The sequence below is a fragment of the Burkholderia sp. 4NA327C6 genome, from assembly GCF_005502655.1.
In the GTDB taxonomy this organism is placed as follows: Bacteria; Pseudomonadota; Gammaproteobacteria; order Burkholderiales; family Burkholderiaceae; genus Burkholderia; species Burkholderia contaminans.
The window spans coordinates 1-15,852 of sequence record NZ_SCNZ01000061.1; the positions used below are offsets into that span (position 1 = coordinate 1).

The 15,852-nt window shown below is 65.7% G+C and carries 17 protein-coding genes; 15 read left to right on the top strand and 2 right to left on the bottom strand.

The features are described 5' to 3' along the window. Positions 1-384 precede the first annotated feature (384 nt). Positions 385-678, top strand: a complete 294-nt coding sequence (groES, locus tag FFS49_RS36830; protein ID WP_039361157.1) for a co-chaperone GroES — start codon at positions 385-387, stop codon at positions 676-678. Between the two features lie 46 nt (positions 679-724). Continuing rightward, entirely contained in the window at positions 725-2,365 is a 1,641-nt protein-coding gene (groL, locus tag FFS49_RS36835; protein ID WP_039361154.1) for a chaperonin GroEL, read from the top strand. A 184-nt stretch (positions 2,366-2,549) separates the two neighbouring features. Here groL and FFS49_RS36840 read toward each other — a convergent pair whose 3' ends face one another. Beyond that, on the bottom strand, positions 2,550-3,416 hold the full coding sequence (locus FFS49_RS36840; RefSeq protein WP_039361143.1) for a hydroxymethylpyrimidine/phosphomethylpyrimidine kinase: 867 nt from the start codon (positions 3,414-3,416) through the stop codon (positions 2,550-2,552). Between the two features lie 254 nt (positions 3,417-3,670). Here FFS49_RS36840 and FFS49_RS36845 point away from each other — a divergent pair, with 254 nt between their 5' ends. The 8 genes from FFS49_RS36845 to FFS49_RS36880 all read left to right on the top strand — a co-directional run bounded on the left by FFS49_RS36845 (position 3,671) and on the right by FFS49_RS36880 (position 10,276). Further along, positions 3,671-3,841, top strand: a complete 171-nt coding sequence (locus FFS49_RS36845; RefSeq protein ID WP_004186709.1) for a rubredoxin — start codon at positions 3,671-3,673, stop codon at positions 3,839-3,841. A gap of 104 nt (positions 3,842-3,945) precedes the next feature. Then, complete coding sequence (locus FFS49_RS36850) at positions 3,946-5,247, top strand: hypothetical protein (RefSeq protein ID WP_105816047.1); 1,302 nt, start codon at positions 3,946-3,948, stop codon at positions 5,245-5,247. A gap of 182 nt (positions 5,248-5,429) precedes the next feature. Next, positions 5,430-6,008 carry a YqgE/AlgH family protein gene (locus FFS49_RS36855; protein WP_011351143.1) on the top strand — a complete coding sequence of 193 codons (579 nt, stop codon included), beginning with the start codon at positions 5,430-5,432 and terminating at the stop codon, positions 6,006-6,008. Continuing rightward, on the top strand, positions 6,005-6,454 hold the full coding sequence (gene ruvX, locus FFS49_RS36860; RefSeq protein ID WP_039361135.1) for a Holliday junction resolvase RuvX: 450 nt from the start codon (positions 6,005-6,007) through the stop codon (positions 6,452-6,454). Before FFS49_RS36855 ends, ruvX begins: the two co-directional genes overlap by 4 nt. Next, positions 6,441-6,953, top strand: a complete 513-nt coding sequence (pyrR, locus tag FFS49_RS36865) for a bifunctional pyr operon transcriptional regulator/uracil phosphoribosyltransferase PyrR (RefSeq protein ID WP_039361132.1) — start codon at positions 6,441-6,443, stop codon at positions 6,951-6,953. The genes ruvX and pyrR overlap by 14 nt, the downstream gene beginning before the upstream one ends. A 73-nt stretch (positions 6,954-7,026) precedes the next feature. Next, positions 7,027-8,058, top strand: a complete 1,032-nt coding sequence (locus FFS49_RS36870) for an aspartate carbamoyltransferase catalytic subunit (RefSeq protein ID WP_006476735.1) — start codon at positions 7,027-7,029, stop codon at positions 8,056-8,058. Positions 8,059-8,118: 60 nt separating this feature from the next. Next, entirely contained in the window at positions 8,119-9,399 is a 1,281-nt protein-coding gene (locus FFS49_RS36875; protein WP_071334028.1) for a dihydroorotase, read from the top strand. A 19-nt stretch (positions 9,400-9,418) separates the two neighbouring features. Next, complete coding sequence (locus tag FFS49_RS36880; RefSeq protein WP_105816048.1) at positions 9,419-10,276, top strand: lysophospholipid acyltransferase family protein; 858 nt, start codon at positions 9,419-9,421, stop codon at positions 10,274-10,276. Positions 10,277-10,315: 39 nt separating this feature from the next. On the opposite strand, the gene FFS49_RS36885 is transcribed toward FFS49_RS36880, so the two are convergent. Beyond that, positions 10,316-11,155, bottom strand: a complete 840-nt coding sequence (locus tag FFS49_RS36885; RefSeq protein ID WP_105816049.1) for a symmetrical bis(5'-nucleosyl)-tetraphosphatase — start codon at positions 11,153-11,155, stop codon at positions 10,316-10,318. Positions 11,156-11,498: 343 nt separating this feature from the next. Here FFS49_RS36885 and rfbB point away from each other — a divergent pair, with 343 nt between their 5' ends. Genes rfbB through FFS49_RS36910 form a run of 5 tightly spaced genes read left to right on the top strand, consistent with a single transcriptional unit; the run spans position 11,499 to position 15,824 of the window. Continuing rightward, the gene (gene rfbB / locus FFS49_RS36890) at positions 11,499-12,560 is read left to right on the top strand and encodes a dTDP-glucose 4,6-dehydratase (RefSeq protein WP_105816050.1); all 1,062 of its coding nucleotides are present in this window, start codon (positions 11,499-11,501) and stop codon (positions 12,558-12,560) included. An 11-nt stretch (positions 12,561-12,571) separates the two neighbouring features. Beyond that, entirely contained in the window at positions 12,572-13,465 is an 894-nt protein-coding gene (gene rfbA, locus FFS49_RS36895; RefSeq protein ID WP_105816051.1) for a glucose-1-phosphate thymidylyltransferase RfbA, read from the top strand. Further along, entirely contained in the window at positions 13,450-14,001 is a 552-nt protein-coding gene (gene rfbC, locus FFS49_RS36900) for a dTDP-4-dehydrorhamnose 3,5-epimerase (protein WP_105816052.1), read from the top strand. The genes rfbA and rfbC overlap by 16 nt, the downstream gene beginning before the upstream one ends. Positions 14,002-14,022: 21 nt before the next feature. Then, positions 14,023-14,928, top strand: coding sequence for a dTDP-4-dehydrorhamnose reductase (gene rfbD / locus FFS49_RS36905; RefSeq protein WP_105816080.1), 906 nt, complete (start codon positions 14,023-14,025; stop codon positions 14,926-14,928). Next, positions 14,922-15,824 (top strand): glycosyltransferase family 2 protein, encoded by a 903-nt coding sequence (locus FFS49_RS36910; protein WP_105816053.1) that lies wholly within the window; start codon positions 14,922-14,924, stop codon positions 15,822-15,824. Before rfbD ends, FFS49_RS36910 begins: the two co-directional genes overlap by 7 nt. Positions 15,825-15,852 lie beyond the last annotated feature (28 nt).

The following is a 15,852-nucleotide window of genomic DNA, read 5'->3' on the forward strand; positions in this document are numbered from 1 at the left end:
CCCGGCGGGCGTCGGATGGCGCGTGCCGGCAGACGGAATCGACGCCGCCACGGAATTTATCGGGATGACGCCGCCGATCGCGGGAACTCCGTGCTTTCCCGGTGTCCAAACGGGGCGCGATGAGATTCCGGGGCCGCGCGGGCCGGCCGGCAAGGCTGGGCGATTCTTTTAGGTATTTGTTTTTAATGGGTTTTTGTTGGATTCGTATGCTTTTTTCGTCCCGTCCTCGCCCCGAAAATTCCTCCGGTTTCCCTTCTTGAATTTGTCAAAACCCGTCCATATAATTAGCACTCGCTGCACGAGAGTGCTAACAATTCTCTGCCGGGCGATAAGCCGGGCAGATTCCCTAAGCGTTCTTCAATCTCAGTCAAGAGAGGAGTGAATATGAACCTTCGTCCTTTGCACGATCGCGTGATCGTCAAGCGCCTGGATCAGGAAACCAAGACCGCCTCGGGCATCGTGATCCCCGACGCCGCTGCTGAAAAGCCGGACCAGGGCGAAGTCCTGGCCGTCGGCCCGGGCAAGCGCGACGACAAGGGCGCTCCGATCGCGCTCGACGTGAAGGTCGGCGATCGCGTCCTGTTCGGCAAGTACGCAGGCCAGACCGTGAAGGTCGACGGCAGCGAACTGCTGGTCATGCGCGAAGAAGACATCATGGCCGTGGTCAACGCGAAGTAAGCGTCCACTGACGGTACATATTCCCAAGAATTCAAGGAGTTAGAAGATGGCAGCTAAAGACGTCGTATTCGGCGATTCCGCCCGTTCGAAGATGGTCGAAGGCGTGAACATTCTCGCCAACGCAGTCAAGGTCACGCTGGGTCCGAAGGGCCGCAACGTGGTGCTCGAGCGCAGCTTCGGCGGCCCGACGGTCACCAAGGACGGTGTGTCGGTCGCGAAGGAAATCGAGCTGAAGGACAAGCTCCAGAACATGGGCGCGCAAATGGTCAAGGAAGTTGCTTCCAAGACCAGCGACAACGCAGGCGACGGCACGACGACGGCAACCGTCCTCGCGCAATCGATCGTCCGCGAAGGCATGAAGTACGTCGCATCGGGCATGAACCCGATGGACCTGAAGCGCGGCATCGACAAGGCAGTCGCAGCGGCTGTCGAAGAGCTGAAGAAGATCAGCAAGCCGTGCACGACGAACAAGGAAATCGCACAGGTCGGCTCGATCTCGGCGAACAGCGACACGTCGATCGGCGATCGCATCGCTGAAGCGATGGACAAGGTCGGCAAGGAAGGCGTCATCACCGTCGAAGACGGCAAGTCGCTGGCAGACGAACTCGACGTCGTCGAAGGCATGCAATTCGACCGCGGCTACCTGTCGCCGTACTTCATCAACAATCCGGAAAAGCAAGTCGCTGTCCTCGACAACCCGTTCGTGCTGCTGCACGACAAGAAGGTGTCGAACATCCGTGATCTGCTGCCGGTACTCGAGCAAGTCGCGAAGGCTGGCCGTCCGCTGCTGATCATCGCTGAAGACATCGAAGGCGAAGCGCTCGCAACGCTGGTCGTCAACAACATCCGCGGCATCCTGAAGACCGTTGCGGTCAAGGCACCGGGCTTCGGCGATCGTCGCAAGGCGATGCTGGAAGACATCGCGATCCTGACCGGCGGCCAGGTGATCGCGGAAGAAACCGGCCTGACGCTCGAGAAGGCAACGCTGGCAGAACTGGGCCAGGCGAAGCGCATCGAAGTGGGCAAGGAAAACACGACGATCATCGACGGCGCAGGCGAAGCCGTGAACATCGAAGCACGCGTGAAGCAAGTGCGCGCGCAAATCGAAGAAGCGACGTCGGACTACGACCGTGAAAAGCTGCAAGAGCGCGTGGCCAAGCTGGCCGGCGGTGTTGCAGTGATCAAGGTCGGCGCTGCGACCGAAGTCGAAATGAAGGAAAAGAAGGCACGTGTCGAAGACGCACTGCACGCAACGCGCGCAGCTGTGGAAGAAGGCATCGTGGCAGGTGGCGGCGTTGCGCTGATCCGCGCTCGCACCGCGATCGCAGGCCTGACCGGCGCTAACGCCGATCAAAACGCCGGCATCAAGATCGTGCTGCGCGCAATGGAAGAGCCGCTGCGCCAGATCGTCACGAACGGCGGCGAAGAAGCCAGCGTCGTGGTGGCGGCAGTTGCTGCAGGCCAGGGCAACTACGGCTACAACGCAGCGACGGGCGAGTACGTCGACATGGTCGAAGCCGGTGTCGTCGACCCGACCAAGGTCACGCGTACCGCACTGCAGAACGCAGCTTCGGTTGCGGGCCTGCTGCTGACGACGGACGCAGCTGTTGCCGAACTGCCGAAGGAAGACGCACCGATGCCGGGCGGCATGCCGGGCGGCATGGGCGGCATGGGCATGGACATGTAATCGACTTCGGTCGATGGTGTCCGGAGCGCGCAGCGATGCGTGTTCCAGCCAAAGAAAAAGACCCGCAGCGATGCGGGTCTTTTTTTATGTGCGCGCGGATTTCGGTGCGTGTGCAGGACGGCCGGATATGTCGCGCCCAAAGGGCGCGGCATGTACGACGGCGGGGGATGGCCCCGCGTCCACCTCAATGCCGGTGCGACGTCCTCGGCGCCGGGTCGGCCTTGACGGCCGGCGGCGTATCCGAGTCTTCGTTGCTGCGCGCCCAGAAGAACCGGTCGGGCAGGTACGCACCCATGCCGGGCCGGAACGCGTCACGCACGGCCTGGTACAGGTATTCCTGCGCTTCGCGAACCGCTTCGGGCGGCTCCTGGCCGTTCGCGAGCAGCGCCGCGATGGCCGCGCCCAGCGTGTCGGTGATGCCCATCAGCCGGTGCGGCGAGCGATCCCACATGTCCTCGCGGAGCTGGCCTTCCTCGCCGTATAGCGTGTTGACGAGCCGGTGCGAGCCCGTCTCGGACGACAGGATGTACTCGCAGCCTTGCGACAGCAGGTGCGAGACGGCCGCGTCGAGATTCGGCGCCTCGGCGTCGCCGTCCGGCTGCGCGAGCGCGATCAGCGTCGCGTAGTCGGCGACCAGCAGCGTGGTTTGAGGCGCCAGCAGGTCGGCGATCGATTCGCGCAGGTCGTCGGCTGCGAGCACGTGCTCGTCGTCGAGCGTGAAGTCGGGCGCGAGCACGAGCGGCACGCCGTCGTAGTCGGCGACCACCTCGGCGATCGCGCTCACGACTTCCGCGCGCGTCGCCGCGCCGATCTTGAACGCCGCAACCGGCATGTCTTCGAGCAGCATGCGCGCCTGGGCGGCGACCACGTCGGGATCGAGGCCGGTCACTTCGTCGCAGGCGGCCGAGTCGCGCACGGTGTAGCCCGTCATGACGGACACGCCATGACAGCCCATGCTCGCCAGGGTCAACAGATCGGCTTGAATGCCAGAGCCGCCGGTGGGGTCGGACAGGCCAAAGGTGAGGACGATCGGAGGGGCGTTGCTGGACATGTAAAAATGGGGCAAGAGAAAAACGGGAAAGCGACGGGCATGCGGACGGCGAGGCGAAATGGGCGTTTTCGGCCCTGTGTTGCCCGGCAGGCCGCACTTTTCAGCCATTATGCGGCGGAATCCGGCCCGCACGACGGATTTTTTAGCGCAGCGCAACGTAGTCGCGTTACTCCAGCGCGATTGCTAGGCAGTCCGGCCCCGACACGGTACCATCATGGCTCCCGAATTTACCGACTTTCCCGACGCGGCTTAAGATGGAATACAAGAGCTGGATGTGCCTGATTTGTGGCTGGATTTACGACGAAGAAGCCGGGCTGCCGGAAGAGGGCATTGCCCCGGGCACGCGCTGGGAAGACGTCCCGATCAACTGGACGTGTCCTGAATGCGGCGCCCGCAAGGAAGACTTCGAGATGGTCCAGATCTGACCGGACCCTTGGCCCACGGACACACCGCTCAGGCCTCGCATCGGCCCGGCGCTCGCGCGCCGGGGCTTGCGCGAGCGAGTTGACGATGACAGGCGCGCGTGTCCATGAGGCCCGAACCGGCGAACGTTCCCCACCCTGACGCACTGCCCAACCCGCGCGGCGGAGCCGTGCGTGCGGCCGACGCATGGCTTGCGGCGGCCGCCGACGCTTTCGAGCATCGCGACGACGCGGCCGCACCGCTGTCCGCTGCGGCGGCCGTGCTGGCGGAAGCCGGCTGGCTGCCGGCCGCGCGTTTCGCGGGGCAGTTGTCGGCGGCCGTGCCGCTCGTCGCCACCGAGCCGACTTCGGCCGGCTGGCGTGCCGCGCTGCGCGATTTCCGCGCGGCAGTCGCACGCCACAACCTGCGCGAGCTTGCCTGCTCGCCCGTTCTCTTCGAACACTTCAGTGCCTTGCGTGCGCAAAGCGCTGCCGACCTGCGCGCGCATGCGCCGCTCGACGCTCTCGCGCTCGTTGGCCGCGCGGTGCCGCCAGCCGCGCTGCGCGTGCTGCCAGACGCGTTCGCGACCCGGATTCGTGCACGCTACGAACAGGCGTTGCTCGGCGTGCTGCGCGCGCAACACGGCGCGCCCGATGCGGCACTCGACGAACTCGATGCGATGCTGGCCGCGCTCGCCGGCGACGATCCATACGATTTCTGGCGGCTCGCGGCCGCATGCGTGCGTGCGCTGCGTGCCAGCGGCGCGCCCGAACTGAAGCGATTTCTCGCGCGGACGAACCTGCTGCTCGGCGAGCACGCGCAGGGCCGGCGCAATGCGCCGCCCGCACTCGTGCGCGAGACGGTGGCGCTGCTGTGGCGCGATTTCGCGCTGTTCGGCGCCGCGGCCGAGGATGTCGCGCTCGTCGACGTGCTGCACGACTACGGGCTGACGGTCGACTGGCACGTCGCGGGCACGCCCGCGTCCGAAGCGCTGTGGGAGGCCGATGCCGCCCGGGCCGAGCACGACGCGGTTGCCGCCGCGCCGACTCGCGCACTCGGCGTCGTGACGGTCAACGCGCATGCCTATGAGGATTTCCTGCAGACGGCCGACGCGTCGATGGCCGACCTTGCTACCGATCCGGCGAGAGCCGACGCGGGGGCCGCATGGCATGCGGCCGGCGCCGCCTACCGGGTCGGCACGGCCGCGTGCGCGCTCGGGCTCGGTCACGCGGCGCTCCTGGCCGACACGCTCGGCCTCGCGTGGCGGCGTGCGGCGCACGGCGTGCCGCTCGCCGACGGCGGCCTCGATGCGCACGGCCACGCGTCCGACATGCTGCGCGCGGCGCTGCTGAAGATTGCAGCAGGCGTTGCGCCGCCGGACCTCACGGCGGCGTCCGGCGCGCTCGGCGCGGCGCTCGGCCGGGCCTGACGAACAAGGGGACGAACACGTGCCGGCGGCCCTTGCCGCGCGGGCCCGCAACACGCTGCCGACAGCGCCCGCGCGCGTGTTAGAGTGCCGTGTGATCCGTGCGCGCCGTTGCCAGCGCGGTGCGGCGTTGCTTGTTGATCGCGGCCCGGTCAGGCCGCGGCGTCTTTGCTAAAATTCAAACCATGTCAAAGCCTTCCGATCGCATCAATCTCACCAACCAGTTCCTGATCGCCATGCCGAACATGGCCGATCCGACGTTCTCGGGAACGGTGGTCTATCTTTGCGATCACAGCGAGCGCGGTGCGCTCGGCCTCGTCATCAATCGTCCTACCGACATCGACCTCGAATCGCTGTTCAACCGCATCGACCTGAAGCTCGACATCGAGCCGCTGCTGCACATCCCTGTGTACTTCGGCGGCCCGGTGCAGACCGAGCGCGGTTTCGTGCTGCACGAGCCGGTGGAGGGCGCGAGCTACAACTCGTCGATGTCTGTCGAGGGCGGGCTGGAGATGACCACGTCGAAGGACGTGCTCGAGGCGGTCGCGACGGGCACCGGCCCGAAGCGCTTCCTGCTGACGCTCGGCCATGCCGGCTGGGGTGCCGGGCAGCTCGAGGAAGAAATTTCCCGCAACGGCTGGCTGACGGTCGCCGCCGATCCGCGCATCGTGTTCGACACGCCGGCCGAAGAGCGCTTCGAAGCCGCGCTCGGCCTGCTCGGCGTCAGCTCGTCGATGCTGTCCGGCGAAGCAGGGCACGCATGAGTGGCGCGAGCGCGCGCGATGCGACGCTCCTGGCGTTCGACTACGGCGAAAAACGTATCGGCGTCGCGGTCGGCAACGCGCTGACGCGCTCGGCCCGTGCGCTCGTCGTGATCCAGAACCTGAACCGCGAACACCGTTTCAAGGCGGTTGGCGACCTGCTGGCCGAATGGCGGCCGGACGCGCTCGTCGTCGGCCTGCCGATGCATCCGGACGGCACGCCGCACGACATGACGCAGCAGGCGAAGCGCTTCGGCAACCAGCTGAACGGCCGCTTCGGGCTGCCCGTCACGTGGGTCGACGAGCGCTATTCGTCGGTGGAGGCCGAGGCCGGGCTGCGCGAGCGCAACGTGCGCGGCCGCGCCCTGGCCGACATGCTCGATGCCGAGGCCGCGCGCGTCATCCTTCAACAGTATCTCGATCAATTGTCCGACCATGAGCACCATTGACGCCGAGGCGCTTTACCGCGTCCTGCTCGACCAGATCCGCGCCGCATACGGCACGGCTTTCGCCGAACCGGGCGGCCCGCGGCTCGCCGGCATTCACAGCGGCGGCGCATGGCTTGCCGAGCGCCTCGCGCGCGATCTCGGCGCGCCGGCGTTCGGTGTCGTGAACGTCGCGCTGCACCGCGACGATTACGCGAAGAAGGGGCTGCACAGCCAGGCCAGCCCGACGTCGCTGCCGTTCGAGATCGACGGCGCGCGCATCGTGCTCGTCGACGACGTGTTGTTTACCGGGCGCACCGTGCGCGCGGCACTCAACGAGCTGTTCGACTACGGCCGTCCGGCCGCGGTCGAGCTCGCGGTGCTCGCCGATCGCGGCGGCCGCGAGCTGCCGGTTGCCGCGCGCTTCGCGGGCGGCGCGCTCGACGTGCCGGCCGGCGCGACGCTCGTGCTCGCACGCGACGATGCGCAGTTCACGCTGCGCGTCGAGGCGCACGGCGCCTGAACGACACGCGAACCGTATCCCGGGCCGCTGGTTTTCACCGCGGCCCGTTTGCATAGTTGGAATCACGCACACCATGACCACCGACACCACTGGCCGCACCGGCAATCCCGCTGCGGCCGCGAGCCCCGACCGGTTCCGCTACGGCTTCCTGAAGGGCAACCCGCAGCTCACGAAAAACGGCGAGCTGAAGCACCTGCTGTCGATCGAGGGCCTGCCGCGCTCGATCGTCAACCACATTCTCGATACGGCCGAGCAGTTCGTCAGCGTGACGGACCGTGAAGTGAAGAAGGTGCCGCTGCTGCGCGGCAAGTCCGTGTTCAACCTGTTCTTCGAGAACTCGACGCGCACGCGCACGACCTTCGAGATCGCCGCGACGCGCCTGTCGGCCGACGTGCTGAACCTGAACATCAATGCATCGTCGACGAGCAAGGGCGAATCCCTGCTCGACACGATCAACAACCTGTCGGCGATGCATGCCGACCTGTTCGTCGTGCGCCACGCGTCGAGCGGCGCGCCGTACCTGATCGCCGAGCACTGCGCGCCGCACGTGCACGTGATCAACGCCGGCGACGGCCGCCATGCGCACCCGACGCAGGGCCTGCTCGACATGTACACGATCCGTCACTACAAGCGCGACTTCACGAAGCTGCGCGTGGCGATCGTCGGCGACATCCTGCATTCGCGCGTCGCGCGCTCCGACATCCATGCACTCACTACGCTCGGCGTGCCGGAAGTGCGCGCGATCGGCCCGCGCACGCTGCTGCCCGGCGGTCTCGAGCAGATGGGCGTGAAGGTGTTCCACAACCTCGACGAAGGGCTGAAGGGCGTCGACGTGATCATCATGCTGCGCCTGCAGAACGAGCGGATGAGCGGCGCGCTGCTGCCTTCCGCGCAGGAGTACTTCAAGACCTGGGGCCTGACGCCCGAGCGCCTCGCGCTCGCCGCGCCCGACGCGATCGTGATGCACCCGGGGCCGATGAACCGCGGCGTCGAGATCGATTCGCAGGTCGCCGATGGCCCGCAGTCGGTGATCCTCAACCAGGTCACCTTCGGCATCGCCGTGCGGATGGCGGTGATGGGCATCGTCGCCGGCAACAGCGACTGAGCCCGTTTCGCGCATCCTTCATCAGGCATTCAACGCATTCAACGTATTCACAGACAGCGCATGAAGATTCATATCAAAGGCGGCACGCTGGTCGACCCGGTCGCCGGCACCGAGCAGCAGGCCGACGTATTCGTCGCGGACGGCACGATCGCCGCGCTCGGCACGGCGGCGCCGGCCGGTTTCAACGCGGACAAGACGATCGACGCGGCGGGCCTGATCGTCGCGCCCGGCCTCGTCGACCTGTGCGCGCGGCTGCGCGAGCCCGGCTACGAGCACAAGGCGACGCTCGCGTCCGAGATGGCCGCGGCCGTCGCGGGCGGTGTCACGACCCTCGTGTGCCCGCCGGATACCGACCCCGTGCTCGACGAGCCGGGCCTCGTCGAGATGCTCAAGTTCCGCGCGCGCAACCTGCGCCAGGCGAACGTGCATCCGCTCGGCGCGCTGACGGTCGGCCTCAAGGGTGAGGTGATCACCGAGATGGTCGCGCTGACCGAGTCCGGTTGCGTCGGCTTCACGCATGCCAACGTGCCGGTGCGCGACACGCAGGTGCTGCTGCGCGCGCTGCAGTACGCGAGCACTTACGACTACACCACGTGGCTGCGCCCGCAAGACGCATTCATCGGCCGCGGCGGTGTCGCCGCGAGCGGTGCGCTGGCGTCGCGGCTCGGGCTGTCCGGCGTGCCGGTCGCGGCCGAGACGATCGCGTTGCACACGATTTTCGAACTGATGCGCGTGACGGGCGCGCGCGTGCATCTCGCGCGGTTGTCGTCCGCCGCCGGCCTCGCGCTCGTGCGCGAGGCGAAGGCCGAGGGGCTGCCCGTGACCTGTGACGTCGGTGTCAATCACGTGCACCTGATCGACGTCGACATCGGCTATTTCGATTCGCAGTTCCGGCTGGATCCGCCGCTGCGCAGCGAGCGCGATCGCGAAGCGATTCGCGTGGCGCTCGCCGACGGCACGATCGATGCGATCTGCTCCGACCACACGCCGGTCGACGACGACGAGAAGCTGCTGCCGTTCGGCGAAGCGACGCCGGGCGCGACGGGGCTCGAGCTGCTGCTGTCGCTGACGCTGAAGTGGGCCGACGAGACGCGCACACCGCTCGCGCAGGCGCTGCGCCGCATCACGTCCGCGCCGGCCGATGTGCTGAAGCTGCCGGCCGGCCGCCTCACCGAAGGCGGCGCGGCCGACCTGTGCGTGTTCGACCCGCGTGCACACTGGCGTGTCGAGCCGCGGGCGCTGAAGAGCCAGGGCCACAACTCGCCGTTCCTCGGCTACGAACTGCCGGCCACCGTGCGCGCGACGCTCGTGGCCGGGCAGGTCGCGTTCGAGCGCCACTGAACCACGCCGGACCCTCGCCATGATTGCCATTCGGAAGCTGCGTCTCGTCTTTCACCTGTTGCGCGGCATGGCGATCGTCGCGCTGCGTTTTTCGCACGTCACGCCCGCGCGCCGCGCCGAGCTGATACGCCGCTGGTCGCTCAAGCTGCTGCGGATCTGCGGGATGCGTCTCGTCGTCCATAACGACAGCGCGCGGCTCGACGCGAGCGCGCTCGTGGTCGGCAATCACGTGTCGTGGCTCGACATCTACACGGTCAACGCGTGGCGGCCGACGCCGTTCGTGTCGAAAGCCGAGGTGCGGCAGTGGCCGGTGGTCGGCTGGCTCGCCGAGAAGCTCGATACCGTGTTCCTGCAGCGCGAGAAGCGTACCGAGGCGATGCGTGTCATGCACGAGATGGCCGAGCGCCTGCGCAACGGCGGGCTGATGTGCGTGTTTCCGGAAGGGACGACGACCGACGGGCAGGAACTGCTGCCGTTCCACGCGAACCTGTTCCAGGCCGCGGTGTCGGCCGGCTGCGCGGTGCAGCCGATCTGCCTGATGTACGAGGATGCGCAGGGGCGGCAGTCGGTCGCGCCGGCCTATACGGGCGAACTGGCGCTGGGCACGTCGCTCGACATGGTGTTGCGCGGCGGCCCGCTCGTCGCGCACCTTTACGTGTGTGAACCGATCGCGCCGGGTGGCGACCGGCGGGCGACGTCCGCGGCGGCGCGTGATGCGATCGCGGCTGCGCTTGCAAAGCTGCAGGAGAAGGTTGGCAAGCCGACGGCCGAGTCGCTCGCGGAATTGCAGAAGCATGCGTATCCGGCGACCGAGCTCGGCGCCGGTGCGGCGGGCGATGCGGCGGCCGAGGAGCCGGTGCCTGGGCGCGAGGGGTGAGACGCGGCGCTTCCGGCGGCCGGGCGAATCAGTGTGCCGTCACTCGCCGCCCGGCGTGCGGCACGCTTCGCACTGCACCTGCGTGACCGTGCGCCGGGCCGGATCGGCCGTGAGCCGCACGGCCGACAGCTGGTTCCCCCACACACATCCCGAATCGAGCGCGACGACGTTGTCTCGCACCATCAGGCCGAGTGCGGCCCAGTGCCCGAACACGACCGTCACGTCCTCCGTGCGGCGCCCCGGCACGTCGAACCACGGCAGGTAGCCGGGTGGCGCGCTGTCTGGGCCGCCGTTCGCCTTGAATTCCATCACGCCGTCGGGCGTGCAGAAGCGCACGCGCGTGAATGCGTTGAATGCGACGCGCATCCGGTCGCGCTTTTTCAGGTTCGGACTCCATTGGTTCGGCTCGTTGCCGTACAGGCCTTGCAGCGTGTCGCGCCAGTCGGGGGCGCGCAACGCGCGCTGCAGATCGTCCGCGAGTTCGAGCGCGAGCGTGGTGTCCCATTGCGGCAGCACGCCGGCATGGACGAGCAGCATGTCGTTCTCGAAGTGCACAAACGGGCGGTGACGCACCCACTCCAGCAGCGCGTCGGCGTCGGGCGCGTCGAGGATCTCGCCGATGGTGTCGCCCGGGCGCTCGGTGCGCAGGCCGGCGGAGACCGCGAGCAGGTGCAGGTCGTGGTTGCCGAGCACGACGGTCGCGCGCGGGCCGAGGTCGACGACCGCGCGCAGCGAGGCGAGGGAGCCCGGGCCGCGGTTGACGACGTCGCCGGCGATCCACAGCGGCGTGTCGGCGGGGGCTGAAATCTTGTCGAGCAGCGACTGGAAAGCGGAATGACAGCCTTGGATGTCGCCGATGGCGATGGGGGTGTGCGTCATGAAAGGCGAATCCTGCGGGTTTCCCGGATAAAAGAAAAGTACTCGGCGTCAGACCACATTTTGCGATTAGGTTTCTCTGAAACGCCATTGATTCGACAGGAAAAATTCATTCCCGTCAAAGACGCGGAGCGCTGTATCAAGTTGTTAGCGGCATGGCCTTTGCACGGTGCGGCTCCCTATAATTGTGGTTTTCCCGAACAAAATTAGCATTTCGTGACTTTGGCGACCACGTCGACCGGTTAAAATTCCCGGTCTGATGTGGCGACACATCGCCAAGTGCTTCGAATTTTGACGCGGCGACCGCCTGAAGGCGCTCGCCGCGCATTACTACAGAGGGAGTCTCATGATTCTGGTTACGGGCGGCGCAGGGTTTATCGGTGCCAACTTTGTACTCGATTGGCTGCGCGATTCCGACGAAGCGGTGCTCAACGTCGACAAGCTGACCTACGCGGGCAACCTCCGTACACTGCAATCGCTGGACGGCAATCCGAAGCACGTATTCGCACGTGTCGACATCTGCGATCGTACCGCGCTCGACGCGCTGTTCGCTGAGCACAAACCGCGCGCGGTGCTGCATTTTGCCGCCGAAAGCCACGTCGACCGGTCGATCCACGGCCCGGCCGATTTCGTGCAGACCAACGTCGTGGGCACGTTCACGCTGCTGGAAGCCGCCCGACAATACTGGAATGGCCTGAACGACGCCGACAAGGCCGCGTTCCGTTTCCTGCACGTGTCGACCGACGAAGTGTTCGGCTCGCTGTCCGCGACCGACCCGCAATTCTCCGAGACGACGCCGTACGCGCCGAACAGCCCGTATTCCGCAACGAAGGCCGGCTCGGATCATCTGGTGCGTGCTTACCATCATACGTACGGTTTGCCGACGCTGACGACCAACTGTTCGAACAACTACGGTCCGTACCAGTTCCCCGAGAAGCTGATCCCGCTGATGATCGCGAACGCGCTCGCCGGCAAGCCCCTGCCTGTGTACGGCGATGGCCAGAACGTGCGTGACTGGCTGTATGTCGGCGATCACTGCAGCGCGATCCGTGAAGTGCTGGCGCGCGGCGTGCCGGGCGAGACGTATAACGTCGGCGGCTGGAACGAGAAGAAGAACCTCGAAGTCGTGCACACGCTGTGCGATCTGCTGGACAAGGCGCGCCCGAAGGTGGCCGGCTCGTATCGTGACCAGATCACCTACGTGACGGATCGCCCGGGCCACGACCGCCGCTATGCGATCGATGCGCGCAAGCTCGAGCGAGAACTTGGCTGGAAGCCTGCGGAGACCTTCGAGACCGGTTTGGCAAAGACCGTCGACTGGTACCTCGACAACCAGGTGTGGGCCGACGAGGTCGCATCGGGCGAATACCGCAAGTGGGTCGAGACCAACTACACGAAACGCGCCTGAGGAGAAACGCGATGGCACGTAAAGGCATCATTCTCGCGGGCGGTTCCGGCACGCGGCTGTATCCGATCACGCACGTCGTCTCGAAGCAATTGCTGCCGGTGTACGACAAGCCGATGATCTACTACCCGCTCTCGACGCTGATGGTCGCCGGCATCCGCGATGTCCTGATCATCTCGACCCCGCAGGATACGCCGCGCTTCGAGTCGATGCTCGGCGATGGCAGCCAGTGGGGGATGAACATCCAGTACGCGGTGCAGCCGTCGCCTGATGGGCTCGCGCAAGCGTTCATCATCGGCAAGGAGTTCGTCGGTAACGATCCTTCGGCACTGATTCTCGGCGACAACATCTTTTACGGGCACGATCTCGCGAAACAGCTCGACCGCGCGAACGAGAAAGAGGCGGGCGCAACGGTATTCGCCTATCACGTGCACGATCCCGAGCGTTACGGCGTGGTCGAATTCGATCGAAATTTTCGTGCACTGTCGATCGAGGAAAAGCCGGCCAAACCGCGCTCGAATTACGCGGTGACGGGCCTGTATTTCTACGACAACCGTGTGTGCGATATCGCCGCCGACATCAAGCCGTCCGATCGCGGCGAGCTCGAGATTACCGACGTGAACTCGCGCTATCTGGCTGACGGAGCACTCGATGTCGAGATCATGGGGCGCGGCTATGCGTGGCTCGACACCGGCACGCATGACTCACTGATCGACGCAGCGTTGTTCATCGCGACGCTGCAAAAGCGCCAGGGGCTCGTCGTCGCTTGCCCGGAAGAAATTGCATTCCGCAGGAAGTGGATCGACGCCGATCAACTGTGCAAGCTCGCCGCACCGCTCTCGAAAAATAGCTACGGGCGGTATCTCCAGAACATTCTTTCTGACCAAGTCGCATGGCCATCCAGGTAACGGCAACGGCATTGCCGGAAGTCAAAATCATCGAGCCGAAAGTGTTCGGCGACGCACGCGGATACTTCTACGAGAGTTTCAATGCGCGTGAGTTTGCCGAACTTGTCGCGCCCGGTGTCGAATTCGTGCAGGACAATCATTCGCGATCGGCGAAGGGCGTGCTGCGCGGGCTGCATTATCAGATTGAGCATGCGCAGGGCAAGCTTGTCCGCGTGGTCGAGGGCGAGGTGTTCGACGTCGTGGTTGACTTGCGCCGCAGCTCGCCGAATTTCGGCCGATGGGCCGGCGTGAATCTGTCCGCCGACAACTATCGGCAGCTTTGGATCCCGCCCGGATTCGCGCACGGCTTCGTTGTGCTGTCCGAGTCGGCGCAATTTCTCTACAAGACGACCGACTACTGGTTTCCGGAGCACGAGCGCAGCATCGTCTGGAATGACCCGGATATCGGGGTCGTGTGGCCGATCGATGGCGACCCGGTGCTGGCCGCGAAAGACGCGGCTGGCAAGCGCCTTGCCGATGCCGACGTATATGCGTGACCCGAAACAGAGGGGCGAATGATGGTTGCCGCAAACGGTAATCGCACGATTCTCGTCACGGGAGTCAACGGTCAGGTTGGTTTCGAACTGCTGCGCACGTTGCAGGGGCTCGGGCGCGTGATCGCTGTCGATCGTGATGCACTCGATCTACGGCGTCCCGATGCGATCCGGACGCTCGTGCGCGAAGCGCGTCCGTCAATCATCGTCAACCCGGCCGCGTACACCGCGGTCGACCAGGCGGAAACGGATGCCTTGACGGCGCGGCAGATCAATGCGGAAGCGCCCGCCGTCCTTGCCGAAGAGGCAAGGCGGCTGGGGGCGGTGTTGGTTCATTACTCGACCGACTACGTGTTCGACGGCAACAAGGCCCGCCCGTATGTTGAGAGTGATGCGACTGGGCCGCAGAGCGTATATGGCGCGACCAAGCTTGAAGGGGAGCAGGCGATTGCGGCTGCGGATTGCGCGCACTTCATTTTTCGCACGAGCTGGGTGTATGGGCGGCGAGGCAAAAATTTTCTTTTGACGATGCTGCGTCTCGCCGAGCAGCGGCCCGAGCTGCGTGTGGTTGCCGACCAGATCGGCGCGCCGACCTGGTCGGCGACCGTTGCTACCTTGACCGCGCACATACTGGCGCAGGGGGGGCGCTCATTGAGCGAGGTGCACGAATGGGCAGCGCCGCGAAGCGGCGTGTACCACCTGACAGCGACGGGCAGCACGTCGTGGGCCGGATTCGCCGAGGCTATCTTCCAGCGGGCGGGCCTGGTATCGGCGCCGCGTGTCGTGCCCATCCCGGCGGCCGAGTATCCGCTGCCGGCGAAGCGTCCTGCGAATTCGCGGTTGGATACGTCGAAGCTGACCGAGGTGTTCGGCATCACGCCTCCATACTGGCGTGATGCGCTTGACCTCTGTCTTGGTGGCGCATGTTGAGCAGTGTCGACCGAGACGAAGTCGGCGCCGTCGTCGTTTTCTACAACCCGGACCGCGCCTGTATCGAGCGTGCCAATCGGATCGCGAATCTGTGTCGCTGCATCGTCGTCGACAACACGCCGGCGGACGCGCATTCACCGGAAGTCGAGCGTGCACTCGATGCGCGTATCGGCTATCTGGCGAATGTGCGCAATGTCGGCATTGCGACCGCGCTGAATCAGGGGCTGGAGCGCCTGATTGCGGAGGGTCGCAAGTATGCGTTGCTGTTTGATCAGGACAGCGAGCCAACCGAAGCGCTGGTGCGCGAGTTGGTGCGCGTGATGAGCGAATGCGTTGCGCGGCGCGAGGCAGTTGCGGTGATTGGCCCGGCCTACGAAGATGCGCGGCTTCGAGGCGTGGCGCCGTTCGTGCGATTCGGCTATTTCCGGCTGAAGCGAATCGCGCCGCTGGGCGACGTGCCGATCGACGTGGACTTCCTCATTACATCGGGCTCGTGCGTGAATCTCGGATGCTGGCGTGACGTAGGGCGCATGGACGATTCCCTGTTCATCGATTTTGTCGATACCGAGTGGTGCATACGCGCGCGCTCACGCGGTTATCGCGTGGTCGGCATACCGTGGTTGAGAATGCAGCACGAGCTGGGCGAAGAGCCGATTCGTGCGTTCGGTCGGAGTTATCCGATGCACAGCCCGGTGCGTCACTACTATCTGTTTCGCAACGCCGTGGCATTGCTGAAGCGCAGGTATGTGCCGTGGACGTGGAAGTCGACTGAGTTGGTCAAGCTTCCCGTGCGGCTGGTCATCTACGCGCTGTATGCACCGAACGCACGTGCGCATCTGGCGATGGCGCTGCGTGGCATCCGGCACGGGCTGGCCGGCCGGATGGGGATGCTGTAACGAATTGTGAGAATGCCGAACGACGCAG

What these genes read in the sequence shown, in the direction of transcription:
- ruvX (WP_039361135.1), top strand. Translation starts at nt 6,005, where the DNA reads ATGAGTGGCGCGAGCGCGCGCGATGCGACGCTCCTGGCGTTCGACTAC.
- FFS49_RS36875 (WP_071334028.1), top strand. Translation starts at nt 8,119, where the DNA reads ATGAAGATTCATATCAAAGGCGGCACGCTGGTCGACCCGGTCGCCGGC.
- FFS49_RS36840 (WP_039361143.1), bottom strand. Translation starts at nt 3,416, where the DNA reads ATGTCCAGCAACGCCCCTCCGATCGTCCTCACCTTTGGCCTGTCCGAC.
- FFS49_RS36850 (WP_105816047.1), top strand. Translation starts at nt 3,946, where the DNA reads ATGAGGCCCGAACCGGCGAACGTTCCCCACCCTGACGCACTGCCCAAC.
- groES (WP_039361157.1), top strand. Translation starts at nt 385, where the DNA reads ATGAACCTTCGTCCTTTGCACGATCGCGTGATCGTCAAGCGCCTGGAT.
- FFS49_RS36910 (WP_105816053.1), top strand. Translation starts at nt 14,922, where the DNA reads ATGTTGAGCAGTGTCGACCGAGACGAAGTCGGCGCCGTCGTCGTTTTC.
- FFS49_RS36885 (WP_105816049.1), bottom strand. Translation starts at nt 11,155, where the DNA reads ATGACGCACACCCCCATCGCCATCGGCGACATCCAAGGCTGTCATTCC.
- FFS49_RS36855 (WP_011351143.1), top strand. Translation starts at nt 5,430, where the DNA reads ATGTCAAAGCCTTCCGATCGCATCAATCTCACCAACCAGTTCCTGATC.
- FFS49_RS36870 (WP_006476735.1), top strand. Translation starts at nt 7,027, where the DNA reads ATGACCACCGACACCACTGGCCGCACCGGCAATCCCGCTGCGGCCGCG.
- rfbD (WP_105816080.1), top strand. Translation starts at nt 14,023, where the DNA reads ATGGTTGCCGCAAACGGTAATCGCACGATTCTCGTCACGGGAGTCAAC.
- rfbA (WP_105816051.1), top strand. Translation starts at nt 12,572, where the DNA reads ATGGCACGTAAAGGCATCATTCTCGCGGGCGGTTCCGGCACGCGGCTG.
- groL (WP_039361154.1), top strand. Translation starts at nt 725, where the DNA reads ATGGCAGCTAAAGACGTCGTATTCGGCGATTCCGCCCGTTCGAAGATG.
- pyrR (WP_039361132.1), top strand. Translation starts at nt 6,441, where the DNA reads ATGAGCACCATTGACGCCGAGGCGCTTTACCGCGTCCTGCTCGACCAG.
- rfbC (WP_105816052.1), top strand. Translation starts at nt 13,450, where the DNA reads ATGGCCATCCAGGTAACGGCAACGGCATTGCCGGAAGTCAAAATCATC.
- rfbB (WP_105816050.1), top strand. Translation starts at nt 11,499, where the DNA reads ATGATTCTGGTTACGGGCGGCGCAGGGTTTATCGGTGCCAACTTTGTA.
- FFS49_RS36880 (WP_105816048.1), top strand. Translation starts at nt 9,419, where the DNA reads ATGATTGCCATTCGGAAGCTGCGTCTCGTCTTTCACCTGTTGCGCGGC.
- FFS49_RS36845 (WP_004186709.1), top strand. Translation starts at nt 3,671, where the DNA reads ATGGAATACAAGAGCTGGATGTGCCTGATTTGTGGCTGGATTTACGAC.